Annotated in this window: 22 protein-coding genes; 8 read left to right on the top strand and 14 right to left on the bottom strand. The window is 61.4% G+C overall.

Going from position 1 to position 24,621, the window contains the following annotated elements; translation table 11 throughout:
• Positions 1-5 precede the first annotated feature (5 nt).
• From ACZ5FP_RS15450 to ACZ5FP_RS15440, 3 genes are read right to left on the bottom strand one after another with little or no spacing between them, the layout of a single operon-like run.
• Positions 6-593: a sarcosine oxidase subunit gamma gene (locus ACZ5FP_RS15450; protein WP_464661180.1), complete on the bottom strand. Its 588-nt coding sequence runs from the start codon at positions 591-593 to the stop codon at positions 6-8.
• Entirely contained in the window at positions 586-3,576 is a 2,991-nt protein-coding gene (locus tag ACZ5FP_RS15445) for a sarcosine oxidase subunit alpha family protein (protein WP_464661179.1), read from the bottom strand. Before ACZ5FP_RS15445 ends, ACZ5FP_RS15450 begins: the two co-directional genes overlap by 8 nt.
• Complete coding sequence (locus tag ACZ5FP_RS15440) at positions 3,573-3,860, bottom strand: sarcosine oxidase subunit delta (RefSeq protein ID WP_464661178.1); 288 nt, start codon at positions 3,858-3,860, stop codon at positions 3,573-3,575. Before ACZ5FP_RS15440 ends, ACZ5FP_RS15445 begins: the two co-directional genes overlap by 4 nt.
• A gap of 354 nt (positions 3,861-4,214) precedes the next feature.
• On the opposite strand from ACZ5FP_RS15440, the gene ACZ5FP_RS15435 reads away from it, so the two are divergent.
• The 3 genes from ACZ5FP_RS15435 to ACZ5FP_RS15425 all read left to right on the top strand — a co-directional run bounded on the left by ACZ5FP_RS15435 (position 4,215) and on the right by ACZ5FP_RS15425 (position 9,962).
• Entirely contained in the window at positions 4,215-6,755 is a 2,541-nt protein-coding gene (locus ACZ5FP_RS15435) for a mechanosensitive ion channel family protein (protein WP_464661177.1), read from the top strand.
• A 154-nt stretch (positions 6,756-6,909) separates the two neighbouring features.
• Positions 6,910-7,173 carry a hypothetical protein gene (locus tag ACZ5FP_RS15430; RefSeq protein WP_223612814.1) on the top strand — a complete coding sequence of 88 codons (264 nt, stop codon included), beginning with the start codon at positions 6,910-6,912 and terminating at the stop codon, positions 7,171-7,173.
• A 272-nt stretch (positions 7,174-7,445) separates the two neighbouring features.
• Positions 7,446-9,962, top strand: coding sequence for a GcvT family protein (locus ACZ5FP_RS15425; protein ID WP_464661176.1), 2,517 nt, complete (start codon positions 7,446-7,448; stop codon positions 9,960-9,962).
• 212 nt (positions 9,963-10,174) lie between these two features.
• Here the strand turns inward: ACZ5FP_RS15425 and ACZ5FP_RS15420 are convergent, their stop codons facing one another.
• Together ACZ5FP_RS15420 and ACZ5FP_RS15415 are read right to left on the bottom strand one after the other, a co-directional pair.
• Complete coding sequence (locus ACZ5FP_RS15420; protein WP_105732279.1) at positions 10,175-11,173, bottom strand: GlxA family transcriptional regulator; 999 nt, start codon at positions 11,171-11,173, stop codon at positions 10,175-10,177.
• Positions 11,174-11,392: 219 nt separating this feature from the next.
• Positions 11,393-11,653 (bottom strand): Coa1/Tim21 domain-containing protein, encoded by a 261-nt coding sequence (locus ACZ5FP_RS15415; protein ID WP_403176626.1) that lies wholly within the window; start codon positions 11,651-11,653, stop codon positions 11,393-11,395.
• Between the two features lie 141 nt (positions 11,654-11,794).
• On the opposite strand from ACZ5FP_RS15415, the gene ACZ5FP_RS15410 reads away from it, so the two are divergent.
• Positions 11,795-12,697, top strand: coding sequence for a LysR family transcriptional regulator (locus tag ACZ5FP_RS15410; protein WP_223612817.1), 903 nt, complete (start codon positions 11,795-11,797; stop codon positions 12,695-12,697).
• Between the two features lie 125 nt (positions 12,698-12,822).
• On the opposite strand, the gene ACZ5FP_RS15405 is transcribed toward ACZ5FP_RS15410, so the two are convergent.
• The 8 genes from ACZ5FP_RS15405 to ACZ5FP_RS15370 form a co-directional block, all read right to left on the bottom strand.
• Positions 12,823-13,548, bottom strand: a complete 726-nt coding sequence (locus tag ACZ5FP_RS15405) for a copper homeostasis protein CutC (RefSeq protein ID WP_464661175.1) — start codon at positions 13,546-13,548, stop codon at positions 12,823-12,825.
• Positions 13,545-14,459, bottom strand: coding sequence for an ROK family protein (locus ACZ5FP_RS15400; RefSeq protein WP_464661174.1), 915 nt, complete (start codon positions 14,457-14,459; stop codon positions 13,545-13,547). Before ACZ5FP_RS15400 ends, ACZ5FP_RS15405 begins: the two co-directional genes overlap by 4 nt.
• A gap of 78 nt (positions 14,460-14,537) precedes the next feature.
• On the bottom strand, positions 14,538-16,565 hold the full coding sequence (locus tag ACZ5FP_RS15395) for an ASKHA domain-containing protein (protein ID WP_464663305.1): 2,028 nt from the start codon (positions 16,563-16,565) through the stop codon (positions 14,538-14,540).
• 139 nt (positions 16,566-16,704) lie between these two features.
• Positions 16,705-17,667, bottom strand: coding sequence for a methyltetrahydrofolate cobalamin methyltransferase (locus ACZ5FP_RS15390; RefSeq protein WP_463012151.1), 963 nt, complete (start codon positions 17,665-17,667; stop codon positions 16,705-16,707).
• Positions 17,668-17,678: 11 nt separating this feature from the next.
• Positions 17,679-18,545 carry a methylenetetrahydrofolate reductase gene (locus ACZ5FP_RS15385; RefSeq protein WP_464661173.1) on the bottom strand — a complete coding sequence of 289 codons (867 nt, stop codon included), beginning with the start codon at positions 18,543-18,545 and terminating at the stop codon, positions 17,679-17,681.
• Between the two features lie 16 nt (positions 18,546-18,561).
• Positions 18,562-18,864 (bottom strand): virulence factor, encoded by a 303-nt coding sequence (locus ACZ5FP_RS15380; protein ID WP_091877734.1) that lies wholly within the window; start codon positions 18,862-18,864, stop codon positions 18,562-18,564.
• Positions 18,865-19,054: 190 nt separating this feature from the next.
• Entirely contained in the window at positions 19,055-19,639 is a 585-nt protein-coding gene (locus tag ACZ5FP_RS15375) for a DUF4893 domain-containing protein (RefSeq protein ID WP_464661172.1), read from the bottom strand.
• Between the two features lie 66 nt (positions 19,640-19,705).
• Complete coding sequence (locus ACZ5FP_RS15370; RefSeq protein WP_464661171.1) at positions 19,706-20,338, bottom strand: DUF1638 domain-containing protein; 633 nt, start codon at positions 20,336-20,338, stop codon at positions 19,706-19,708.
• A 69-nt stretch (positions 20,339-20,407) separates the two neighbouring features.
• On the opposite strand from ACZ5FP_RS15370, the gene ACZ5FP_RS15365 reads away from it, so the two are divergent.
• Positions 20,408-20,563: an entericidin domain-containing protein gene (locus ACZ5FP_RS15365; protein ID WP_223612824.1), complete on the top strand. Its 156-nt coding sequence runs from the start codon at positions 20,408-20,410 to the stop codon at positions 20,561-20,563.
• 86 nt (positions 20,564-20,649) lie between these two features.
• Here ACZ5FP_RS15365 and ACZ5FP_RS15360 read toward each other — a convergent pair whose 3' ends face one another.
• Positions 20,650-21,348, bottom strand: a complete 699-nt coding sequence (locus tag ACZ5FP_RS15360) for a corrinoid protein (protein WP_091877729.1) — start codon at positions 21,346-21,348, stop codon at positions 20,650-20,652.
• 253 nt (positions 21,349-21,601) lie between these two features.
• Between ACZ5FP_RS15360 and ACZ5FP_RS15355 the strand changes: the two genes are divergently transcribed.
• The 3 genes from ACZ5FP_RS15355 (at position 21,602) to ACZ5FP_RS15345 (ending at position 24,621) form a co-directional block, all read left to right on the top strand.
• On the top strand, positions 21,602-23,188 hold the full coding sequence (locus ACZ5FP_RS15355) for a trimethylamine methyltransferase family protein (protein ID WP_346306714.1): 1,587 nt from the start codon (positions 21,602-21,604) through the stop codon (positions 23,186-23,188).
• A gap of 86 nt (positions 23,189-23,274) precedes the next feature.
• Complete coding sequence (locus ACZ5FP_RS15350) at positions 23,275-23,961, top strand: hypothetical protein (protein WP_464661170.1); 687 nt, start codon at positions 23,275-23,277, stop codon at positions 23,959-23,961.
• Between the two features lie 111 nt (positions 23,962-24,072).
• Positions 24,073-24,621 (top strand): RNA polymerase sigma factor, encoded by a 549-nt coding sequence (locus ACZ5FP_RS15345; RefSeq protein ID WP_464661169.1) that lies wholly within the window; start codon positions 24,073-24,075, stop codon positions 24,619-24,621.

The raw sequence follows: 24,621 nt of genomic DNA, 5'->3' as shown, positions 1-24,621 counted from the left end.
GCAGATCATTCGACCCGGTAGCCGACTTCCGCCGCCGCATGCCCCAGCGTCTGCCAGAACGAACGGGCAAAGGTGCGGAACACGTAGAGGTCGAAGGTCTCCGCGTCGATCCGCTGGATATTGGCGTGGATATCGTGGTGCAGCGTGGCGCGGCCGAAGCCGACGGGAAAGCCGTGTTCGGAAAAATCGATGGCAAACAGCTTCGACAGCACCCATTCCGACCACGGGCCCTTGACGCGGATGGCGGTGCGGCCATGGGTCAGATCGATGATCGTTCCGGTTTCCAGCGGTATGGCCTTGCGCAGGCGGTCTTCCAGATCAGCGGACGGGCTCACGACGAAATAGCGTCCGGGCGCGAAACCGAAGGCGGATTTTTCGCCCGCACTACGCCCGGCGCCGGGTTTGTCCGCGACATTCAATCCGGTCACATCACCGATAGCGGTCAGGATTGCGGGAATGGTCCCGCGCCATGCGGTTACCTGCACGATGGAAACGTCGCGGCGCTCGGTCAGGACGAGGCCGATACCCCCGGCGGAATTGCCATGGTCACCCGGAACAAAGACGTGGCCGAGGGGCGATTGTGGTTCAGCCATGCATCCGGCTCCCCTCTGGATCAAACATGTGGTGACTGACGATTTCGACCGCGCCGTGCTTGCCGCGCAGAAGGTCCGTCGCATAGGCGCGGTTGCCGATCATCGACGTGCCGTGCTTGACCAGCGCCAGCGCGATGTATTTGCCAAGCGCCGGGGAATAGCAGGCCGCTGTGACATGGCCGAAACTGTCGGCGGGTTCACGCGGCGCCGCATCGCTGACGATATGGCTGCCGCCATTGATCGACTGGTTGTCGAGCGAAATCAGGCCAACCAGCGACAGGCGGTTTTCATCGTTCAATCCCGCGCGGTCCTTCATGCCGGAGCCGATATAGGGCTTCTTCTTCGACAGCATCCAGTCGAGATGCAGATCGTGCGCGGTGGTGCGGCCATCGATTTCGGCGCCGGTGACGTGGCCCTTTTCGATGCGCAGCGTGCCCAGCGCTTCCAACCCGTAGGGCATGATGTCAAAAGGCTTGCCCGCTTCAAGCAGCGCTTCCCAGACCTGCGTGCCATAGCCTGCACCGCAATAGACTTCATAGGCAAGCTCGCCCGAGAAGGAGAGGCGGCAGATCATGACCGGCACATCGCCGATAAAGCCGTGCACGATGCCCATGAACGGCAGGGTTGCATTATCGACGCCGGTTCCCGTGACGCAGGCTTCCAGAACGGCCCGGGCTTTCGGGCCCGACACGGCCGCCCCGGCCCAGACATCGGTGACCGAGGTCAGGTGCACGCGCAGGTCCGGCCAGACGCAATCCAGATAGAACTCCAGATGCTGCATGACATTTCCGGCATTGGCCGTTGTGGTCGTCATCAGGAACTGTGTTTCACTGAGGCGCCAGGTGGTGCCGTCATCGTAGACAATGCCGTCCTCGCGCAGCATCAGGCCGTAGCGCGCCTTGCCGACCGGCAGGGTGGAAAACATGTTGGTGTAGACACGGTCGAGAAATTCGCCCGCGTCAGGACCCTGAATGTCGATCTTGCCGAGGGTCGAAACATCGACAATCCCGACGCTCTGGCGCACCGCGCGCGCTTCACGCACATAGGCCTGCTCGACCGTTTCGCCGTGGCTGCCATAGATCATCGGGCGGTGCCACAGGCCGGCTTCATAGGTCCTGGCGCTGTTGGCGAGATGCCAGTCATGCATCGGGGTCAGCCGGTGTGGCCGCAGGTCGCCATAGCGCTCACCGGCGATAGCACCGAACGACACCGGGGTGAAGGGCGGGCGGAAGCGGGTGGTGCCCGCCTCCGGAATGGTAATGCCGCGCACATCGGCCATGATGGCAAGGCCGGGGATATTCGATGTCTTGCCCTGATCCGTCGCCATGCCGAGCGTGGTGTAGCGCTTCAGGTGCTCGACCGAATGGAAGCCTTCGCGGTAGGCGAGGCGGATATCGTCCGCAGTGACATCGTGCTGGAAATCGACGAATGCCTTCTGCGATTTGGCCGCGGGCTCGATTTCAAACACGGGGGCGGGCGATGCATCGAACATCGGGGCATCGACCGCAGGAAGCTTCGGCTTGGTCTTGGAGGAGGTGCCCTTGGTCGCGCCATCGGAGAACACGCTGACCGTATCCATGTATCCCGCCGCGGATCCCGCCGTCACCCAGTTCTGGTTGGCCTCCGGCGGCAGGAAGGCCTGCAAATCCTCGTCCCACTCCGGCTTGCCGCCCGCCTGGCTGGCGAGATGGATCGCCGGGGACCAGCCGCCGGATACGCCGAGGCAATCGGTCTTGATTTCCCGCGCCGCGCCGGAGACATGGCCGGTCTGCGCATTGAAATGCTGCACGGTGATGGAGCTGAGCGTCTTGCCCGCATGGGTGCCGGTGACGGCATGGCCGAGAACCAGTTCTGCCCCCGCCGCCGAGGCAATCTCGATGCAGGCGCCGGATACGTCCGCGCGCACATCGACGATGGCAACGATATTGACGCCCGCCTGCGCCATGGCGCGGGCTGCCTCATAGGCGCTGTCATTGTTGGTGAACAGCGTCACATGGGTTCCCGCAGCCACACCATATTCGACCGCATAGCGCCTGACCGCATCGGCCAGCATGACGCCGGGGCAGTCATTGCCGGGAAAGACGATCGGGCGCTCGAACGCACCCGTTGCCAGAATGGTCTTGCCGGTGCGGATGACCCAATGGCGCTGGCGCGGCTGCCCCTTGGTGCGGTTCGGCTTGAAATCCGAGACATGCTCGATGGCGGTCAGGACATTGCCGTCATAATAGCCCCAGACGGAGGTCCGGGTGAGAAAACGCACATTGGCGCGGCCCGCGAGCGCTGCCGCCTTTTCCCGCGCCCAGACGGCGGCATTGCGCCCGTCGATCAGTTCCGCCGATGCGAGCAGCGCGCCGCCGGCAACCGGCCGTTCCTCGGCGATGATCACCTGCGCGCCGGTTTCCGCAGCAGCTTCCGCAGCCAATAGTCCGGCCGGGCCGGTGCCCACCACCAGCACGTCGCAGAAAGCGTTCATGCGCTCGTAATGGTCGGGATCGGCGGCAATGCCCGCCCTGCCGAGACCGGCGGCGCGGCGGATGAATTTTTCGAAGAACATCCAGACCTTGGTGCTGCGCAGCGGGCCGATGGCCGGGCCCATGAAGGTCTTGTAGTAGAAGCCCGCCGACAATATCGGACCGGCCAGCTGGTTGATGGCCATGACATCGTGTTCGAGCGAGGGAAAGCGGTTCTGACTTTCGGTGACGAGGCCGTCATGGATTTCCAATTCCGTTGCGCGCACATTGGGTTCGCGCACATCGCCGTTGAGAACGGTGACGAGCGCGTTGGGCTCGTCGCTGCCCGCAGCAAAGACGCCGCGCGGCCGGTGATATTTGAACGAGCGGCCGAACAGCGTCACGCCATTGGCGAGGAGGGCCGAGGCCAGCGTGTCGCCGGGATGGCCGCTATAGGCCTTGCCGTCGAAGGTGAACCGCACCGTCCTGGCGCGGTCGATCCGTCCACCCTTGGGGAGCCGTGACGCGGTCATGGGCGATCACCGCCTTTCACGGCGGCAACGGCATCCCGGGCAAAGCCCACGGACGAAATGACATGGGTCGCCATGTCGCGCGTGACGATCAGATGCTGGCGGCAGCCGCCGCTGTGCAGCCAGAACTCACGGTGCGCGCCCATGGGATTGGCCCGCTCATAGACATAGGCGTTCCATGCGGCCTGATCGGATGAGGCCAGGTCCGGGCGCTGGCGTGTCGCGTCGCCCTGATAGGTGAATTCGATGACGTCGCGCGGGCCGCAATAGGGGCATTTGATGATCATGGTCTTCTGGTCTCGAAAGCGAATCTGTTGCGGTTGGACGTTTGTTTCCCGATTGTGCCAGTCAACAGTGTGCATCTGTACTGGTCAAGATGAGCGCGAGGCGAAGGCGAGCAAAATTGTGACTTTGGCAAGTTTCCGGCCTGCCGCAGGTGTGACGATGCATGATTACCCCAACATTATGCTACTGTCGCATTGCTGGAATGGTCATCACGATAGCGGCGAGCACTGTCAACAAGCCGACCAGCCGCGAGAATGAAAGCAGAAAGTGCCTTGATTGTGCCGACATGAACGGGCAAATCGACGAAGCAAACTGTTCATAGACGAAGCAAACTGTTCATAAATGGATCTGAACCCGTGATCTCATCTTTCCTTCGGCAGATTCTTCTGACGATTGCCGCCGTTCTGTTTCTGGCGGCCCCGGTGCAACAGGCTTTGGCGCAGACCCCGGCGCCAGCCCCGGCAGCCACATCGCCCGCGCCAGCCCCGGCACCGGAGCCTGCGCCCGCCGCAGCGGAGCCGGCACCCGTGGCGCCAGCGCCTGCGCCCGCTGTCAAGTCGAACATCGTCGCCGAACAGCGCCCGGCCATCGACGCGCTGAAGAAACAGATCTCGGCCTATGAACAGAAATTCAAGCAGAAGGCCGATGCCGACGCGGCGCTTGCCAATCTGCGCCTTGATCTGGAAGCGAGCGCCAAGAAACTGCTGGATATCGGCGTTTCGTTCCGGCCGCGCATCACCGAGATCAATGCCCGCCTGGAACAGCTGGGCGCACCGCCCGCGCAGGGGCAGCCGGCCGAAGCGAAGATCGTCACGGATGAACGCACCCGCCTGACGACGGAAAAGGCGGAGATCAACGCGGTTCTCGGCGAAACCGAAGACCAGCTGCTCGAAGTCAACAAGATGATCGATGCGATCGGCGACGCCCGGCGCGAGCTTTTTGCCAATACGTTGTCGCAGCGCGTCGACATCAACTATTCCCTCGGCAGCGAAGTCATCGACGCCTATGGCCGGGAAATGGGCACGATGAACCAGCTCATTTCGTCCTGGTGGCGCTTCGTCATCACGTTCAAATGGCAGTCCCTGCTGGCTGCCGCCTTCTTTGCCGCGATAACCGCCCTGGTGCTTCTCATCGGCGGCCAGCGGTTGCTGGGGCATCTCTATCTGCGCGATCCGGCGGTTGAAGAACCCTCCTATCTGAGCCGCCTGGCGGTTGCCTTCTGGTCGACCCTGATGCGGTCGGTGACCGTCGGCGTGTTTCTGGCCACGACCTACTTTTTCCTCGGCTATTTCAATGTGCTGCGCCCGGATATCGCGTCGCTGATCTACACGCTGTTTTCGGTGATCGGCATCGTATACTTCGTGCATGCGCTGGCCCAGGCCGTCATTTGCCCGGGCGCGCCCAACTGGCGTCTGGTGCGCGTTGCACCGCGTCCGGGCCGCATTCTCATGGTTCTGGTCACGGCCACGGCGACGATCACCGGGCTCGATTATCTCGCCAATACGGTCAACCAGATTGCATCCTCACCCCTGTCGCTGACGGTGGCCAAGAGCCTGTTTGCAACGGTTCTGGTCGGGCTGCTGATCCTCGCCATGGCATTTCTGAAACCCCTGGAGAACGAGGAGACCGGCGAAGCCCGGCGCTGGCCAAGGCCGCTGCGGCTGTTCCTTTATGCCATCGGCCTCATTCCGATCATCGCCGCGCTGCTGGGCTATATCGGTTTTGCCCGTTTCGTCTCGCAGCAGATCGTCATCAATGGCGCCGTACTCGTGACGATGTATCTGGGTTTCCTCACGGCGCGCGCGGTGGCCGACGAGAATGCATTGGGCGGCACGGTGCTCGGCAGCACGGTACAGAAGCGCTTCGGTATCGATGACTCGACACTCGATCAGCTTGGCCTGATCGCCAGCATCATCATCAATATTTTCGTGCTTCTCCTCGGTATTCCGGTGATCCTGCTGCTCTGGGGTTTCCAGTGGAGCGAGATGACCGTCTGGTTCCTCACCATAGCCACCGGTTTCCAGATCGGTTCGGTGACGATCTCGCTGGTGGCCATTGCCGTCGGCATCCTGTTGTTCGCGCTGTTCTACTTCTTCACCCGCTGGTTCCAGGGCTGGCTGGATGTGCGGGTGATGGCGCGCGGCAAGCTGGATTCGGGCGTGCGCAACTCGATCCGCACGGCGGTCGGCTATCTCGGCCTCGGCATGGCCGGACTCATCGGCATCTCGGCGGCGGGCATCAATCTCTCCAGCCTCGCGCTGGTGGCCGGCGGTCTGTCGCTCGGTATCGGTTTCGGCATGCAGGCGATCGTCTCCAACTTCGTCTCCGGCCTGATCCTGCTCGCCGAACGTCCCTTCAAGGTCGGCGACTGGATCGAAACCAGCGGCGTCGGCGGCATCGTCAAGAAGATCAGCGTGCGCGCGACCGAGGTGGAAACCTTCCAGCGCCAGTCGATCATCATTCCCAACTCGTCCTTCATCAACGGCAATGTCGGCAACTGGACTCACCGTAACAAGCTGGGGCGCGTGGAAATTCCGATTGGCGTTTCCTACAAGGTCGATCCGCGCCGCGTGCACGCCATCCTGATGGACATTGCCCGCAGCCATCCGCTTGTCCTGAAAAATCCGGAGCCTTTCGTGCAGTTCAAGGCGCTGGGCGATTCCAGAATGGATTTCGAGATGCGGGTGCATCTGGCTGATCTGTCGAATTCCGGCACCGTGCAGAATGAAATCCGCTTTGCGCTGGTCGACCGGTTTGCCGAGGAGGGGATCGAAATTCCGTTCCCGCAGCGCGACGTCAATATCCACCTCGACGACGCGGATGCGATCGTGCAGATGATCACGGAGCGGGTGAAGGCGGAGCTGAAAGCACCGGTGAAGAAGACGGCCAAGACTTGAGGCGTTTTGGGACGGACCGGCCCTGCACTTTCGTCTAAATCACGGAAAAATAACGGGGCGTTCAGTTGCCGTTCAGTTTCACCCCGTTATAACTGGTGTCGAAAAGGGCCGGTTGAGCCCGAGGCAACAGGGGCGGTGGAAGCACCGGGGTGATATGAACAAGTTTGCAGTTGTCATTCTTACGAGCACTATTCTGGCCGGACCTGCATTTGCTGCCAGCCTGAAGAACAGCGACGCCAGCGCACAGACCATCGTCGTGACCGAAGGGTCGAGCAAGACCCAGCTGCAGGTTGCGGCGGGAGACACGGTTGAATTTTGCAGCGGCGGCTGTTTCGTCACCTTTCCCAATGGTGACCGTGAAGCCCTGACCGGTGCGGAAACCATCGAAATCAAGGGCGGCAAGGTTTCGATCAAGTAACCCGGCCACCGCCGATTGCCGAGATAAAGGCCCGGACTGTGCAAAACAGTTCGGGCCTGTTCGTTTTCAGGGTGTCGCTCCCATGCGCGATGTCCCGCATCATTCCATTCCGCTAATCGGAAATTCGCACAAACCGCAGCCAGTTTGCCGCGCGTCGCGGCATGTTTTGGCCATGTCGCAAACAGGCCTTAGCAATGGACAGTGCGAACGGCATAGTGCAGAAAATGGCGCGTGCCGCCTGACCACCGATTGATATCAGAGGATAGAATGAAATGAAGACCCAAGCGCGTGTAGTTGTGATCGGCGGTGGTGTGGTGGGTGTGTCGACACTCTATCATCTGGCCAAGAAGGGCTGGAGCGATGTCGTGCTCATCGAGCGCAAGGAACTGACCTCCGGCTCGACATGGCATGCGGCCGGGCTGCTGCCGCTGTTCAACATGAGCTATTCCGTCGGCCAGATTCACAAATACTCCGTGAAATTCTATCAGGAGCTGCAAGAGGAAACCGGCATGAATGTCGGCTTCACCAATTGCAGCAATATCCGTCTCGCCCGCACCAAGGACCGCTGGGACGAATATATGTATTATGCCGGTGTCGCCGAGACGATCGGCGTGCCGGTCAAGCTTTTGACGCCGGAACAGGTCAAGGAAATCTGGCCGCTGGCGGAAATGGACGGCGTTCTCGGCGCCATCCAGCATCCGGAAGACGGCTATATCCAGCCGGCCGACCTGACCCAGGCGCTCGCCAAGGGCGCGCGCGATCGCGGCGCAACCATCTATCGCTACACCACGGTTCTCGGCATCGAGCAGCTGCCCTCGGGCGAGTGGCTTGTCAAGACCGACAAGGGCGACATCACTGCCGAACACGTCGTCTCGGCAACCGGCAATTTTGCCCGCAAGACCGGCAAGATGGTCGGCCTCGACGTGCCGGTCATTCCGGTTGAACACCAGTACATCGTCACCGAGCCGCATCCGGCCATTCTCGAGCGCAAGGCCAAGGGCCTGCCGGAGATGGGCGTGCTGCGCGAGAGCGATTCCTCCTGGTACATGCGTGAGGAAAACGGCGGTCTGCTGCTCGGACCGTATGAAAAGGGCGCGCCTGTCTGCTATGTCGACGGTCCGTCCGATGCCAGCGAATACGAGCTGTTCCAGGAGGATCTCGACCGGCTCGAGCCCTATATCGAAACCGCCATTGCCCGCGTTCCCGCTTTTGGCGAAGTCGGCATCAAGAAGGTCTATAACGGCGCCATCGCCTATACGCCGGATGGTTCGCCCATCATCGGCCCGGCGCCGCGCCTGAAGAATTTCTGGCTCAATGAAGGCCATTCCTTCGGTGTCACCGCCGCTGGCGGCGCCGGCTGGCAGCTGGCCGAATGGATTGTCGAGGGCGAGCCCTCCATCGACATGATGGGCGTCGATCCGCGCCGCTTCGGCCCCTATGCGACCGAAGGCTACCTCAAGGAAAAGAACGAGGAAGCCTATGCCGAGGTGTTCTCGGTGCACTACCCGGATGAAGAGCGCGGTGCCGCCCGTCCGCTCAAGCGTTCGCCGTCCTATGACCGCCAGAAGGCACTCGGCGCCGTGTTCGGCACCGTCTATGGCTGGGAGCGCGCCAACTGGTTCGCGCCGCAGGGCTATGGCCTTGAGGTTGCAAAACTCGACAAGCCGGATGTGCTGCTCAACCACAACCATCCGAAGCCGGACAAGGACGGCAAGGTGAAGGAACTCTGGTCCTTCCATCGTTCGAACTACTTTGAACATGTCGGCAACGAGATCAAGAACGTCACCAGCAATGTCGGCCTGCTCGACATGTCGGCCTTCGCCAAGATGGAAGTAACGGGCCCTGGCGCGCGCGAATGGCTCGATTCCATTCTGGCCAACCGTATTCCCAAGAAGCAGGGCCGCATTGCGCTGTGCCACCTCCTGACCAAGCAGGGCGGCGTGCGCTCCGAATTCACGGTCTATGAATGGGCGCCCGGCAAGTTCTATCTGGTATCCGCCGGTGCCTACGAGAACCATGACCATGATTATCTCGTCAAGCTGTTGCCGACGGACGGCTCGGTAAGCCTTCGCCCGATCACGCAGATGTATGGCGTGCTGGTGCTGGCAGGCCCCAAGAGCCGCGACGTTCTGCAGAAGATCACCCGTGCGGACCTGTCCAACGAAGCCTTCCCCTGGCTGTCGGGCAAGGAAATCAGCGTCGGCACGGCAACGGCGCATGCGCTGCGCGTCAACTTTGTCGGTGAGCTTGGCTGGGAACTGCATCACCCGATCGAACAGCAGAACACCATCTATGACCTGCTGCTCGAAGCCGGTGCGGAATTCGGCATCAAGCCGTTCGGCATCCGTGCCATGACGGCGATGGCGGTGGAAAAATCCTATCGCCTGATCCCGCGCGAACTGTCGATCGAATACAATGCCTTCGAAAGCGGCCTTGACCGTTTCGTCCATCCCAACAAGGGTGATTTCATCGGCCGCGATGCCGTTGTGAAGGCCCGTGAGGATGGCCTGAAGTGGAATTTCGTGACACTCGAAGTGCATGTCCCCGGCGTGTCGGATGTCGATGCGCGCGGCAGCGAGCCGATCTATGCCAATGGCCAGCTCATCGGCCGTGCGACGCATGGCGGTTATGGCTGGCGCCTGGGCAAGAGCCTGGCGCTCGCCATGGTCAAGCCGGATTATTCGGCGCTGGGCACGCAGCTGGAGATCAAGATTCTCGGCAAGACGCACAAGGCGACGGTCATTCCGGAAGCGCCGTTCGATACGGAGAACGAGCGCCTGAGAGCATAAAGCAGCTCTGCTTGCATGGAGAAATGAAAATGGCGCCTGAACGGGCGCCATTTCTTTTGGGTTGTGCGTGGTTCGACAAGCTCACCATGAGGGAGGTGGTTTGGTGCAAGATCAATCACAAACCTTGCAGAATAGTGCTCACTGCAATCCTCCATTTTCCTCATGGTGAGCTTGTCGAACCACGCACCGCAGAGTTGCAGTCTATCCCGCTCCTAAGCGGCCATCAGCTGCTTGCGGTCGGCCCGTTCCTGCTGCGGTGAGCGGCCATAGAGTTCGCGGTAGCATTTGGAGAAATGCGAGGCCGAGACGAACCCGCAGGCGACCGCCACTTCAACGATGGGCATCGACGACTGGATCAGCAGGTGGCGGGCACGGTCGAGCCGGATCTCCAGATAGTAGCGCGCCGGGGACCGGCCCATTTCCTGGCGGAACAGACGCTCGATCTGGCGGCGCGACAGGCCGACATGGTCGGCAATCTCGATCAGCGACAGCGGTTCGGAAAGCCGGGCCTCCATCAGTTCGATGATGGTCAGAACCTTGGAATTCTGCACGCCGAGGCGGGCGCGCAAGGGAAGGCGCTGGCGGTCATGCGGGCTGCGGACCCGGTCGGTCAGCGCCTGTTCGCAGACGCGGTTGACGATGTTGTCGCCGAAATCGTCGCCGATCAGCTTCAGCATCATGTCCAGCGCTGCAGTACCGCCGGCGCAGGTATAGATGTTGCCGTCGACTTCGAAGAGGTCGGCATAGACATCGGCCTTCGGAAACGCTTCGGCAAAACCGGGCAGGTTTTCCCAATGGATCGCGCAGCGCTTGCCCGAGAGCAGTCCGGCGGCGGCGAGGATATGCGCGCCGGTGCACAGGCCGCCGACGGCCACGCCGCGGTTGAACTCTTCGCGCAGCCAGGCATAGACGGATTTGTTCTGGAATTTTTCCACATGCACGCCGGAGCAGACGAACACCATGGACGGGCGGTCTTCGCCGGTCAGGAAGCGGCGTTCATCCTCAAGCGAGGAATTGGCGGCGCATTCGACGCCGTTGGACGCGGTGACGGGCTTGCCGTCCACCGACGCCAGGCGCCAGCGATAGGCCTCGTAGCCGAGCATGCGATTGGCAATGCGGAGCGGTTCGATGGCCGTCGCAAAAGCGATCATCGAAAAGTTCGGCACGAGGAAAAAAACAAAAGACCGCTTGTTGAGGCCCGTCTGGTTCATGATGTCTCTAGGTTCCCGTTTTTTACTACGAGGCCATGTCGCACCTGAAGTAGAGTCTTCAAATTACAGGCGTGGTCTCTTAAGCTTTTTTTCTGATAGAACCATAGAATTATTCTAAAGGGAAGGGTGCCTGCCTGTGTCGCAAAAGCGCAGGTAGGGCGCATGGGAAAGGGAGCAGACGTGGCCCGGTCTGCTCCCTTACGCTTGTATTTTCATGATTTATTGGTGCGTACGGTTGATGTCATTGCCCGCCGCGATCTGACGTTCATACAGATCCGGCCAGCCAATATCGAAACGGATATTTTCCGGCAGGCTGTCCAGCGCGGCTTCCGTCGCCCGCAGACGCCGCTGCCGGACAATGGTGTTGCGCGAGGCTTCGGCGATTGATGCCACGGTTCCGGCCGTGCGGCTTACGGCGGCGAACAGACGTTCGCTCAAGCTGGCCCGATGTTCGATGTAATGGTCATTGCAGGCACTCATTTTGTTGCTCCTTTTGCTTCAGGCGGCTGTTTTCTGCGGCCCGCCTGTTCTGTGATCTTGACTATCTGCCCAAGTTGATGTTCAATCAAACGAAATTAGAGAACACTATGGTTCAGAAAAATTGATCAAGGAGACGCCGCAATGTCCGCACCGATGCAGCACCCCATTCCCATCCTCGATCTCGATGTCCTGCGTACCTTTGCCATGATTGCCGAAACCGGCAGCTTTTCCAGCGCCGCCAATGCGGTGTTCCGCACGCCCTCGGCAGTGTCCATGCAGATCAAGAAACTGGAGGAGACGCTGGGTCACGTGCTGCTCGAGCGTGACGCGCGGTCGGTCAAGCTGACGCCGAGCGGCGAGCTTCTGCTGGGTTATGCCCGCCGCATGCTGGCGCTCAACCGCGAAACCGTTGCCAAGTTCATTACCCCGACGGTATCGGGCGTTGTCCGCCTCGGTGCGCCCGACGATATCGGCGAAAAGGTGCTGCCCTTCGTGCTCAAGCGCTTTGCCGAATCGCACCCGGATGTGACGGTGGATGTGGTCATCGACCAGAGCAACAGCCTGCGCAAGCGGCTCGACGAGCAAAGGCTGGACGTGACGCTGGTCAATGTCAATGAAACGCTGGCCAAGCTCGACGAGGTCGAGGTTCTGATGACCGAGGATATCATCTGGGCCGGGGCGAAATGCGGCACGGCGCATGAGCGCAATCCCTTGCCGCTGTCCATGTGGGAAGAGGGCTGCATCTGGCGCGCCAATGCCATCAGCGCGCTGGAAAGCGCGGGCAGGGACTATCGCGTCGCCTATATGAGCGCCCATACGATGGGGCAGCGCGCCGCCATCGTGGCCGATCTGGCCGTGGCACCGTTTTCAAAATTCCTGCTCGAGGACAACATGGTCGAGCTCGGCGCGGAACACGGCCTGCCGCCGCTCGGCGAATCGAAGCTCGGCATGCTGGTGGCCAAGAATGCGGGCGCGCATGTCAAAGCCGTCGCCCAGCATCTCCGGGTGTATTTTGAAGGCTACGAGCGGACGGGCAAGCTTTAGGGCTTGGTTTGCATGATTGTGGTGCGTGGTTCGACAGGCTCACCATGAGGGAATCCAGTGTTTTGCAAAATGCAACTTTCCTCATGGTGAGCCTGTCGAACCACGCACTTTGCTAGTGCAACACCTCAACGCGTCAGGCAAAATGCTTTCAACGCTTTGACCAGCTCCACGCTGGTGCGTTTTTGCGTCGGGGTTTCGAATCCGAGCCGCTGCGCGGCGGCGCTGACCGGTTCTGCCGGTACAGCGCAGGACGAATGGATTTCCCGGAACGGAATGCGCTGCAGGAGTGCGTCCGCATTGCCGATATTCACGCCGGAGCCGGGCATGATCTTGATCCGCCCGGCGGCGAAAGCGAAGGTGGTTTCCAGATCGCCGATCCCCTGCGCCGAGGTCGGCATCCGGCCGGATGTGAGAATGCGCTCGAAACCCAGTCCGACAGCGGTTTCAACGGCTTCGCCGAGGTCCGGCACAAGATCGAAGGCCCGGTGCAGCGTCACGCCCAGCCCGTCGCAATTGCGCATGAGACGTTCCAGCGTGGCATGGTCGAGACTGCCATTGGCGTGGTTCGCGCCGAGGACGACGCCGGCAAGGCCTGCACTGCGGATCATGTCGATTTCCCGCAGCATGGCATCGATATCGGCTTCACCGAAAACGAAATTGCCGGGGCGCGGGCGGATCATCGCATAGATCGGAATGGGTGAGGCAATCGCCTGGCCGATCAGGCCCGGTGTCGGCGTCAATCCGCCGAGTTCCAGCGCCGAACACAGTTCCACCCGGTCGGCGCCGCCTGTTATGGCGGCGGCAAGGCCGTTGGAATCATCGACGCAGACTTCCAGGAGAATGCCGCTCATCGTGTTTCGCCCATCAATCCGAGAACACCGGCACCGATCAGGCCGGGTTCGATTTTCAATTCGCCGGGGATGACCAGCGGCTTGCCGGTCTTCCACAGGATGCGGTCACGCACCGCCCGGTCCAGCCGCTCGATCAGCGGAACGGCATTGGCGAGGCCGCCGCCGACGGGTACAACCGATGCGCCGACGACGTTGAGCGTCATGGCCAGCGGGCCGCTGACGATATCGATGTAGCAGTCGATGGTGCGCTCGGCCGCCGCGTCGCCCTTGTTCCAGGCGGCGATGATTTCGGTGCTCGGCAGGTCGACGCCGTGGATATGGGCATGCAGCCGCTCCATGCCGCGCGCTGCGCCCACCACGTCGACGCAGCCCACCTGGCCGCAGCCGCAGGCATAGCGCGGAATGGCGATGGGCGGATTGCCGGCCCAGGTCGCGGAAATCGGGCCGTGGCCCCATTCTCCGGCAAAACCGCCGGCGCCTTCATGGATCTTGCCGTTGATGACCAGCCCGCCGCCGACGCCGGTGCCGAGAATGATGCCGAACACCACGCGGTGGCCGCGTCCGGCGCCGACAACGGCTTCCGACAGGGCAAAGCAGTCGGCATCATTGGCGACGAGGACCGGACGGCCCAGTTTCTCGCTGAGGTCCTTTACCAGCGGACGGTTATGGATGCAGGGAATATTGGCGCAGGTGATCCTGCCGCTTTCGGCGTCGACCACCCCGGCGATGGAAATCGAGATCAGCGATGTCGGATCGGCGCCGCCATCCGCCGCGATTTTTTCGATGGCACCGGCAAAGGCGTCGAAATCATGCAGGGGCGTCGGCACTTTGGGCAGCGGCCGTATGTCTTCGGGCGCATAGGCCATTGCACCCTTGATGGCCGAGCCACCGATGTCAAAGCAGGCAATCATGGGAAAACAGGTCCGGAATCAATCATGGTGGACGTTGATAGCGGAATTTCCCCGCGCGGCAAACTCAAGTGAATGGATTTATTCACGCGACCGGCGGGCGGCCCTGTCCTCGCGTGAGCGGCGGCGCGGCGTGGCATCGCCCGCCTGGCCATCCTCGCCGACATTCTTGCGCGGCGGCAGGGTGACGGCCAGCGACAGCTTGGGGAAGGGGTCGATCTTGTTGGGCATGGCCATGGCATAGACGAAGTGCTCCTGGAACTTTGGCTCCAGCGCCGTCTCGATCTTTTCGATGCGGGTGACGGTGTCTTCGATCTCGCGGCGGTAGTCGCGGTTGAGCAGCGCCATGCGCGCGCCCGTGCCTGCCGCATTGCCGACCGCCTTCACCTTGTCGAGGTCGCAATCGGGGATGAGCCCGAGCACCATGGCATATTTCGGATCGATGAAGGAGCCGAAGGCTCCGGCAAAGCGGATCTGGTCGACATGGTCGATGCCCTGCTTGTCCATCAGCAGCTTGACGCCGGCATAGAGCGCGGCCTTGGCCAGCTGGATCGCCCGCACATCGTTCTGCGTGATGATGATGGTCGGCGACCCCTCATGCAGCAGATAGGAGAAGGTGCGGCCCGTTGGCCGGATGCGCGGTGATTTGGCGGCAAGGCTGCCATCCACCACGCCATCTTCGGAAATGATGCCGGAAAGGTACATTTCCGCGACGACTTCGATGATGGCCGAGCCGCAGATGCCGGTGATGCCGCTGGCCTGCACCGCTTCGGCAAAGCCTGCCTCATCGGACCATTGTTCCGTACCGATGACGCGGAAGCGCGGCTCCAGCGTCAGGGGATCGATGCGCACGCGTTCGATGGCACCGGGCGCGGCGCGCTGGCCGCCGGAAATTTCGGCGCCCTCGAAGGCGGGGCCGGTCGGGGAGGAGGCGGCAACGGTGCGCTGACGGTTGCCGAGCACGATCTCCGCATTGGTGCCGACATCGACGAGCAGCATCATCTCGTCCTGCCGGTGCGGGCCTTCCGCGAGCGTCGCTGCAGCGGCGTCGGCGCCGACATGGCCGGCGATGCACGGCAGCATGTAGACCCGCGAGCCGGGATTCATGGCAAGGCCGATTTCACTGGCTTTCAAATGCACCGCGCTGGACACGGCAAGCGCAAAGGGTGCGCCGCCCAGTTCGGTGGGGTCAATGCCGAGGAAGAGGTGGTGCATGATCGGATTGCCGACAAAGACCGCATCGAGAATGTCTTCGCGCGCCACATTGCCCTCGGCGCAGACCCTGCCGATCAGCTCGTTGATGGCTTCGCGCACCGCATTGGTCATGCCTTCGCGGCCGTCCGGGTTCATCATGACGTAGGAGACGCGGCTCATCAGGTCTTCGCCGAAGCGAATCTGCGGGTTGGACGTTCCGGCCGAGGCAATGGTGCGCACCGACAACAGGGATGACAGGTGCATGGCAATGGTGGTGGAACCGATATCGCAGGCGATGCCATAGGCTTCGTTCTTGAGGCCCGGCCACAGGCCGATCATCACCGGCCGCGATGTTTCCTCGTCGTGGTGGATGGCGGCGGTAACCGACCATTCGCCCTTGCGCAGGATCTTTTGGATCTGCGGCAGCAGATAGGCGTCCACGTCGAGATTGCGGATGCCCCATTCCTTTTCCAGCGCCGCCTTCAGGCGATCGAGATCGCCGAGCGGCTTGTGCATGTCGGGCTCTTCCACCTCGACATAGCACATGTGCACGGCCGGATTGCGCTCGATGATGCGCGTATCGGCATCCTTGCGCACGACCTGCGCATTGACCTGCACGTCCTGCGGCACGTCGACGACGAGATCGCCCAGAATGGTCGCCGAGCAGGAAAGGCGGCGCCCGTCCTTCAGGTCGCGCTTTTCGGCATAGCGCTTTTCCTTGGGGCCGAATTCGGAGATGTGGTCGTTGGAGGAGGTGATGCCGTGCTTGGCGAAGCGGCCCTCCTGCACGTCGATCTGGCAGCGCCCGCAGATGCCGCGCCCGCCGCAGACACTTTCCACGTAGACACCCAAGGTCCGCGCTGCTTCCAGCACAGTCGTGCCGACTGGAAAATGCCCGCGCTTGCCCGATGGCATGAACAGGACAAGTGCGTCCTTTGCCGATGCTTCACTGTCTTTCACGGGTGCGTCCACGATCAATGCTCCAAGACTTCAAGGCGAGGGGCATTCACGCCCGCCGCCTTTCTATGCCGAGCGGTTGGCCCGGTGCAAACAGTCAGCCTGCGGCGCCGCGCCGCGCTTCACGGCCACCACGCCGCCGCGCGCCGCCATTGGCGTCGGCTGGCACCGAAACAGCAGGTGCTGCCCCGGCCGCGGCCGGCTGGTGGTCGCGATACTTCTTGATCCAGTAGGTGCAGTTGGCGTCGGTGCCGTTGAGGACGTTGGCGGCGTGCACCGCTTCCATTTCCTGCGGGCGGCAGGGATTCATGATCGCCGATGTCATGCCGGCGCCGATCACCATGGGAATGAACCCGGCATTGATGCCGTGGCGATGCGGCAGGCCGAAGGAGATGTTGGACAGGCCGCAGGTGGTGTTGACCTTCAGTTCCTCGCGCAGGCGGCGCAGCAATGCGAAAACCTGGCGGCCCGCATCGCCGAGCGCGCCGATCGGCATGACCAGCGGATCGACAACGATGTCATGCGCCGGAATGCCGAAATCGGCGGCGCGCTGCACGATCTTCTTTGCAACGGCGAAACGCACGTCCGGGTCCATGGAAATGCCGGTCTCGTCATTCGAGATGGCGACGACGGGAACGTTGTATTTCTTGATCAGCGGGAGGATGGCTTCAAGCTTTTCCTCTTCGCCGGTGACGGAATTGACCAGCGGGCGGCCCTTTGCAACCTTCAGTGCAGCTTCAATGGCGGCGGTCACCGAACTGTCGATGGACAGGGGAACGTCGACGAGATTCTGCACGATTTCCAGGGTCTTGACGAGAAGGCCCGGTTCCGTCGCATTGGGATCGACGGCGGTGACGCCCGCATTGACGTCGAGCATGGTCGCGCCGGCAGCAACCTGCTCCAGCGCGTCCTTGATGACCGTGTCGAAATTGCCTTCGATCATCTCGGCCGCGAGTTTCTTGCGGCCGGTCGGATTGATGCGCTCGCCGATCACGCAGAAAGGCTGATCAAATCCGATGATGATTTCTCTGGTCGCCGAGGCAACGATCGTGCGGGTCATTCAGGAAATCCTTAGTTGGATGCTGCGGATGCGTATTGGGCCGATGCGACGTTCCAGGAGCCGCGATCGACCAGCCATTCGGAGGACTTCTTCAGGCCGCCGAACGGGAAAATGTGGATCTGCTTGATGGCGGAGGCCTGGCTGTTGATGACGTGCTGCTCGATCGGGCCGACCACGCCTTCCGGCGAATGGCTGGTGGCGAGCGCTGTCAGCGACAGGGCGTTCTTCTTCAGGAAGCTGATCGAGTTGCCGACGCCGCACATGGCGGCATATTTGATCAGTGTGGTGATCTTGGCGGGACCGGCAACGCCGAGATGCACGGGCAGATCAACGCCATGTTCGCGCAGGGATTCGGCATAGCGGATGAAACGCTCGGCGTCGAAACCGAACTGCGTGACGACGCGCAGGCGGGCGCCGGTGCGCTCGCCGAAATTCTTCTTCAGGCGCAGGGCTTCCAGTGCCACGGCCTCGGAAAACTCCGGGCTGCCTTCGGGATGACCGGCAACGCCCATCTCGGTGATGCCGTATTTGTCGAAAAAGCCGGTTTCCAGCACTTCCATAGTGGAGGAGAACTCGCCGGCCTGCCGTTCGAGGCCGCCGCCGATGACCAGCACGTCGGTCACGCCGGCTTCTTCAGCGGCGCGGCGGATGCGGGTTTCAAGGGCTGCCCGTGTTCCAAGGCGGCGGGAGGCGAAATGCGGTACGGGCTTGTAGCCGAGATCATGAATGCGCTTGGCGGCAGCGGTGAGCGTGTCCACGCCATCGGTGCCCATGTCGGTGATGTAAACACGTGTCCCTTCCGGGAACAGACCCGGCAGGTCCTGTGAGTCAATCGCCTGGCGCGCGGCCACTTCGATGGATGCTGCGATCTTTGTCATTGGCTTTGCTTTCAATTCATGAATTGTCATGTCCGCCTGCCTTTACCAGCGCTACAAGGCGCTCCCGATGATATTCGCTGTCGATACGGGCGAGGGCTGCATCAGCCTCCGCGTCCAGATCGTCACTCACCGGCACCGGTGTTCCCCGGCGCCATTCTGCCAGATAGGCGTCCGAATCCCGGGCGCCTATGCGCATCGCACACATGTCGATGGCCTCAGTAAATCGAAGAGGAAGTTCACGTTTTGCGGCCTGGCGTCCCTTTTTGACGGTCACCTGAGCAGGAATGTCCCGCCAATAAACGACAATGAGATCGGCCATGCACTTTATCCTCCAACGAGGACCGTTTTGCCGGAAAATCAGGGGTTAAGCTTGCTATCTCACGACGTGCGCGCCCTCAAATGCGACGTGCACCATTGTTGCTTTTGCGACAGGGATTTTAGCGGGATATCTGTCTTCAACCCCGGTCCCCCATGAATGGCCGGGGTGACATTGCAATCACGCGTCGCCTTCAGCGCTTGAATTCCATGATGTTGAGCACGGATTCGTAATAGGGTGCCGGGAATTCGATGCGGAAGGCGTTCTTGCCTGTGCGGTAGGCATAACCGGCTTCGTCGGTTTTCGGACCTGCGCCGTATTTCACCGGTTTCTGATCCGCGACATAGCCGGTGCCGAGATAGGTCAGGCGCGTGTCGCTTTCGGTGTAGAACCGGCCCTTGGTGCGCTGCGAGCCCGTCACCTTTTCCAGCGCCCAGCCCGAGCCGTCGTCGGTGACCCTGCACTTGAACCAGCCATAGACAACGAGTGCCGGGGCCATGCCACCAAGCTTGATTGTCCGGCACTGCCAGTTGCCGGTCATGTCGAAATCCTGGCTGAACGGCAGGCCGGGCCGCTTCAAGAGGTCATCGACCAGGCGCACATCCGCCGCAGTCCCGCTCGCCCTGGCCTGCGTCAGGGCCTTGGCCTTTGTCTGCTCGTACTGTTCGAGACGCTTGCTGTCAGACGCGGTGATGATCCTGGTGATTGCGCCATCCGCATGGGCGGCAGTCAGCATGCTCAGGCCGATCATGACGGCAAAAAGGCTTCGAGACACCATGGAACTGTCCTTTGTATTCGATTCCGTTGGAGGCAACATGCCGATTTGGGGACAGAAAGGAAAGCGTCAAGGCGCGGCGGGCGCCGCCGCCCGTGTCAGGGCGGGGACCAGATCGCCAAAGGCGGTAAAGCGCCGCTCATAGGCGAGGCCGAGAAATTCCGCCGCCCGTTCCGCATTGGCATCGAGTTTGGGGTCGTCGGTCTGGGCGAGGTAGATCATCTTGGTGTAATTGCCGAAATACATGTCGCGCAGTTCCGGATGCCGGTCGAGGCCAAGCGGCTTGACCATGAAGGCCTGGAAATGCCGGGCAAGGAAGTCGGTCATGAAGAACGACGTCATGTCGTCCTCCCATCGGGAGGCAAAGGCCTCGTTGCCGACATAGAACGAGAAGCAGTGCGGCCCCTCGATTCGCTCCACACCATGCTTCGCGCAGACCTGATCGAGCAGGCCGCCGGTGCCGCAATCGGCATAGCCGACGAAGATACGCTTGATGCCTTCAGCCTTGGCCCGTACAATGGCCCGGTCAACCGATGGGGCGATTTTCTGGGGGTAATGGTGATAAACGGCGGGCAGGCATTTCAGTTCGATATGATCGAGGCCGAATTGCTCCCGGATGGCCAGTATTTCGCGGGCAATCATACCACAGGCGATCACCCGGACCTTTTCCGGCGTATTATTCGAGTTCCGGCTTATATCCATGGAACTGATTTCGCTCCATCGCGTTATGCGAACGTTGATTAAATTCTATCAGAACGGGAGACCCTGTCCATGAAACTATCACGCGTTGTACCAATTGCCGCTGTTCTTGCTGTCGTCGCTCTTGCCGGCTGCGCCAACACCATCCGCGGCATGGGTGCAGATACAGCCAATACCGTGAATGCGACCCAGTCCGCTGGTCACAGGGTTGTAAAAGCTGCCAACTGATCCCCAGGTCTGAGAAGGCCGATTTCAGCAAACCCATATTATGTTTGAAAAACGGCCGCATTTGGATGCGGCCGTTTTGTTCCGGTTCAGGCGCCGGACATCTGATTGTGCTTGCGCTTCATGTAGTCCTTGGCGGTTTCCACCGCGACGGCCGCATCGCGGCAATAGGCGTCGGCACCGACGGCCTTGCCGAATTCCTCGTTGAGCGGAGCACCGCCGACCAGCACGACGTAATCGTCGCGAATGCCCTTTTCCTTCATCGTGTCGATGACGACCTTCATGTAGGGCATCGTCGTCGTCAGCAGGGCGGACATGCCGAGAATGTCGGGCTTGTGCTCTTCGATGGCGGCGAGATAGTTCTCGACCGGGTTGTTGATGCCAAGGTCAATGACGTCGAAGCCCGCGCCTTCCATCATCATGCCGACGAGATTCTTGCCGATGTCGTGGATGTCGCCTTTGACGGTGCCGATGACGAGCTTGCCCTGTTTCGGCGCGCCGGTGGCGGCAAGGAGAGGGCGCAGGATGAACATGCCGGCTTTCATCGCATTGGCCGACAACAGGACTTCCGGCACGAAGAGGATGCCGTCGCGGAAATCCTCGCCGACGATGCGCATGCCTTCGACGAGCGCTTCGGTCAAAACCCTGTAGGGGACCCAGCCGCGCTCGAGCAGGATATTGGTGCCTTCCTCGATTTCTTCCTTCAATCCGTCGTACAGATCGTCGTGCATTTGTTCGACGAGTTCGTCGTCCGAAAGCTCCGAAAGAATGATTTCATCGTCGGCCATGGGTGTTCTTCCTCTCAAGCGTTATGCACAGCTTTGTACCGGTACTGGCATTCCCTTAACATATCGGGCAAGTTGCTGAAAACGCATTGCTTAAATGCGACCTCGTAAATGACGAAAACGACTGTCTGTTTGTCTTCCATGCGCCATTGTTTGACGCACACGGGAACGCCCCGATATGTGTCGCGGGTAGGATTTGGGTGTTGAGGTCATGACCGAAGAACCAATCCGCGCATCAAGCGCCTGGAGAGAGAAAATGAATCAGGAAACGCCAGCCGACGCACCCGTGGACACTGCAGAAAGCGGCGGACGCCGCGGGCGCGGTGCCGGTGCAGGCGCTGCTGCACGCCGTGCCGCCCGTTCCGGCGGCGGCCCGGGCAAGTCGCTCACCTTTATCACGCGCAAGATTCGCGAATATGAAGTGCTGGATGAGGAAGGGCTGGCGCTGATCGAAGCCAATGCCGATACCGTGCTTGAAGAAGTCGGCATCGAGTTCCGCGACGATGCGGAAGCCCTGCAGCTCTGGCGCGAAGCCGGTGCCGATGTCAAAGGCGAGCGGGTGCATTTCCCCAAGGGGCTTCCCCGGTCGCTTTTGAAAACCGCGCCGTCGGTCTACACGCAGTATGCGCGCAATCCCGAACGGTCCGTACAGATCGGTGGCAAGGCCACGGTGTTCGCACCGGTCTACGGTCCGCCCTTCGTGCGCGATCTCGACGGCAACCGCCGCTACGCGACCATCGAGGACTTCAATAATTTCGTGAAGCTTGCCTATATGGCGCCGTCGATCCACCATTCCGGCGGAACCGTGTGCGAGCCGGTGGATGTGCCCGTCAACAAGCGCCATCTCGACATGATCTATGCGCACATCAAATATTCCGACAAGCCGTTCATGGGCTCGGTCACCGCGCCTGAGCGCGCGGAAGACACGATTGCCATGTGCAAGCTGGTGTTCGGCGAGGACTATCTCGACCAGAACACGGTCCTGACCAGCCTGATCAATGCGAATTCGCCAATGGTCTTCGACGAGACGATGGTCGGCGCGCTGAAGGTCTATGCCCGCAACAACCAGGCCTGCATCGTCACGCCGTTCATTCTCGCCGGTGCGATGAGCCCGGTGACCGTCGCCGGCACGCTGACGCAGGTTCTGGCGGAGGTGCTGGCCGGTGCGTCCTTCACCCAGCTGATCCGCCCCGGCGCTCCGGTGATTTTCGGCACCTTTGCCTCGTCGATCTCGATGCAGTCGGGGGCGCCGACATTCGGCACGCCGGAACCTTCGCTCGTCTCCTACGGCGCGGCACAGCTGGCGCGGCGTCTCGGACTGCCGTTCCGTACCGGCGGTTCGCTTTGCGCCTCGAAGGTTTCCGATGCGCAGGCGGCCTATGAAAGCGCCAATACGCTGAACTCGACACTGCTGGCCGGGACGAATTTCGTGCTGCATTCGGCCGGCTGGCTTGAGGGCGGTCTCGTGTCCTCCTATGAAAAGTTCATGATGGACATCGATCAGCTCGGCATGGCGCAGAAATTTGCCGAAGGCGTCGACCTCTCGGAGAACGGCCAGGCCATGGACGCGATCCGCCAGGTGGGCCCGGGCAGCCATTATCTCGGCTGCGACCACACGCAGGCGAATTTCCAGACGGCGTTCTACCGCTCGAACATTGCCGACAACAATTCCTACGAGCAATGGCTGGCCGAAGGCGAAAAACGTGCCGACCAGCGCGGCAACGAGCTGGCACGGCGCTGGCTTGAAAGCTACGAGGCGCCTTATCTCGATCCGGCCATCGACGAATCGCTGAAGGAATTCATCGCCAAGAAGAAGGCGTCGATGCCCGACGCATTCACCTGAAAGAAGCCCGAGGACGGCCGGGCTAAAGTGGCCAATCTGATCCATCAGGAAGTCTGGGCCTCTGCTGTCAAAGGTCCGGGCCCCGGATGATCTTTGCCGATCCGTTCCTTGACCAGATCACCGCCGCGCTGGAACCGCATGGTCTCGTTCCGCGCGGCGGTTTCGTGTTTGGACCCGATGAGGCGGCGCCCGGCCTGCACGGCGGTGCTGCAGCCCGCAGCGTGGTGCTCATCGGCCATTTCGGTTCATCGATCTGGCCGCATTTTACCCGGTGGCGGCAGTTGCACAGCGATCAGCCCGATCCGTTGGATGCATGGTCCAAGGCGGCGCTGACCCATGTTGCGGTCGAACTGGACGGGCAGGCGGTGTTTCCGTCGGACAGGCCTTATCTGCCCTTCCAGCAATGGGCGAAGCGGGCGGAAGGCCTGTCTGCCTCGCCGCTGGGGCTGCTGATCCATCCCGAATATGGGCTCTGGCAGGCGTTTCGCGGTGCGCTGCTGTTTGACAGGGCAATCGGTTTTCCCGCTGTCCCGTTGAACAGCCATCCCTGCGATACCTGCATCGAAAAGCCCTGCCTGCACGCCTGTCCGGTCGATGCTTTCGACGGTGCGCACTTCGCTGTGGACCGCTGCCGCAGTCATCTGGCAGTGCCGGAAGGCGCGCTTTGCATGGATGGCGGGTGTCTTGCCCGGCTGGCCTGTCCTGTGGGCCGTGAACACGCCTATACGGCGGACCAGCAGCGCTTTCACATGGCGGCATTTGCCGCGGCCTGACGTCGGCCAAAAAATATTTTGATTGATTGCATTTTTTCACCCAAGGATTGACGCCGTCGCATCGTCAAAGCTGCGATGAACAGGGTGACAGGCATTTTGGATATTTCCGGATTGACGGATGACACGGCGGATAGTTCAACCCTTGTGGCGCAGGCGCGGGCAGGGAACCGCAGCGCATTCGGGCTCCTGATCGAGCAGAACTACGATTTCATCCACCGCATCGCCTGGCGCTGGTCGGGCAACCGCAACGATGCGGAGGATATCGCACAGGATGTCTGCATCAAGCTCGGCAGCGCCATCCGGCAATGGCGCGGCGAGGGGCTGCTGCGCACCTGGCTCTACCGGATGACACTGAATGCCGCGCGTGATCACCTTCGCCGCCATGCGCGCGAAAAGCGCAAGGCCGAGGCCTATCACCGCGAATTGCTGAGTGACGCTCCGCCTCCCGATGCCGGGGAAGATGACGTGACCGCCCTGTGGGCGGCGGTCAAGACATTGCCTGATAAGACCGCGGATGCCGTCCTGCTGGTCTATGGGGAGGGCTTGAATCATGCGCACGCAGCCGAAGTGCTCGATTGCGCCGAAGCCACGGTCTCGTGGCACATCCACGATGCCAAGAAACGGCTGAAGCGCATCCTGCGCGCGCCGGAGGGCCTTTGA

It is taken from the genome of Phyllobacterium sp. T2-21 (assembly GCF_055378485.1).
This window is presented reverse-complemented; position numbering and strand designations above follow the sequence as displayed.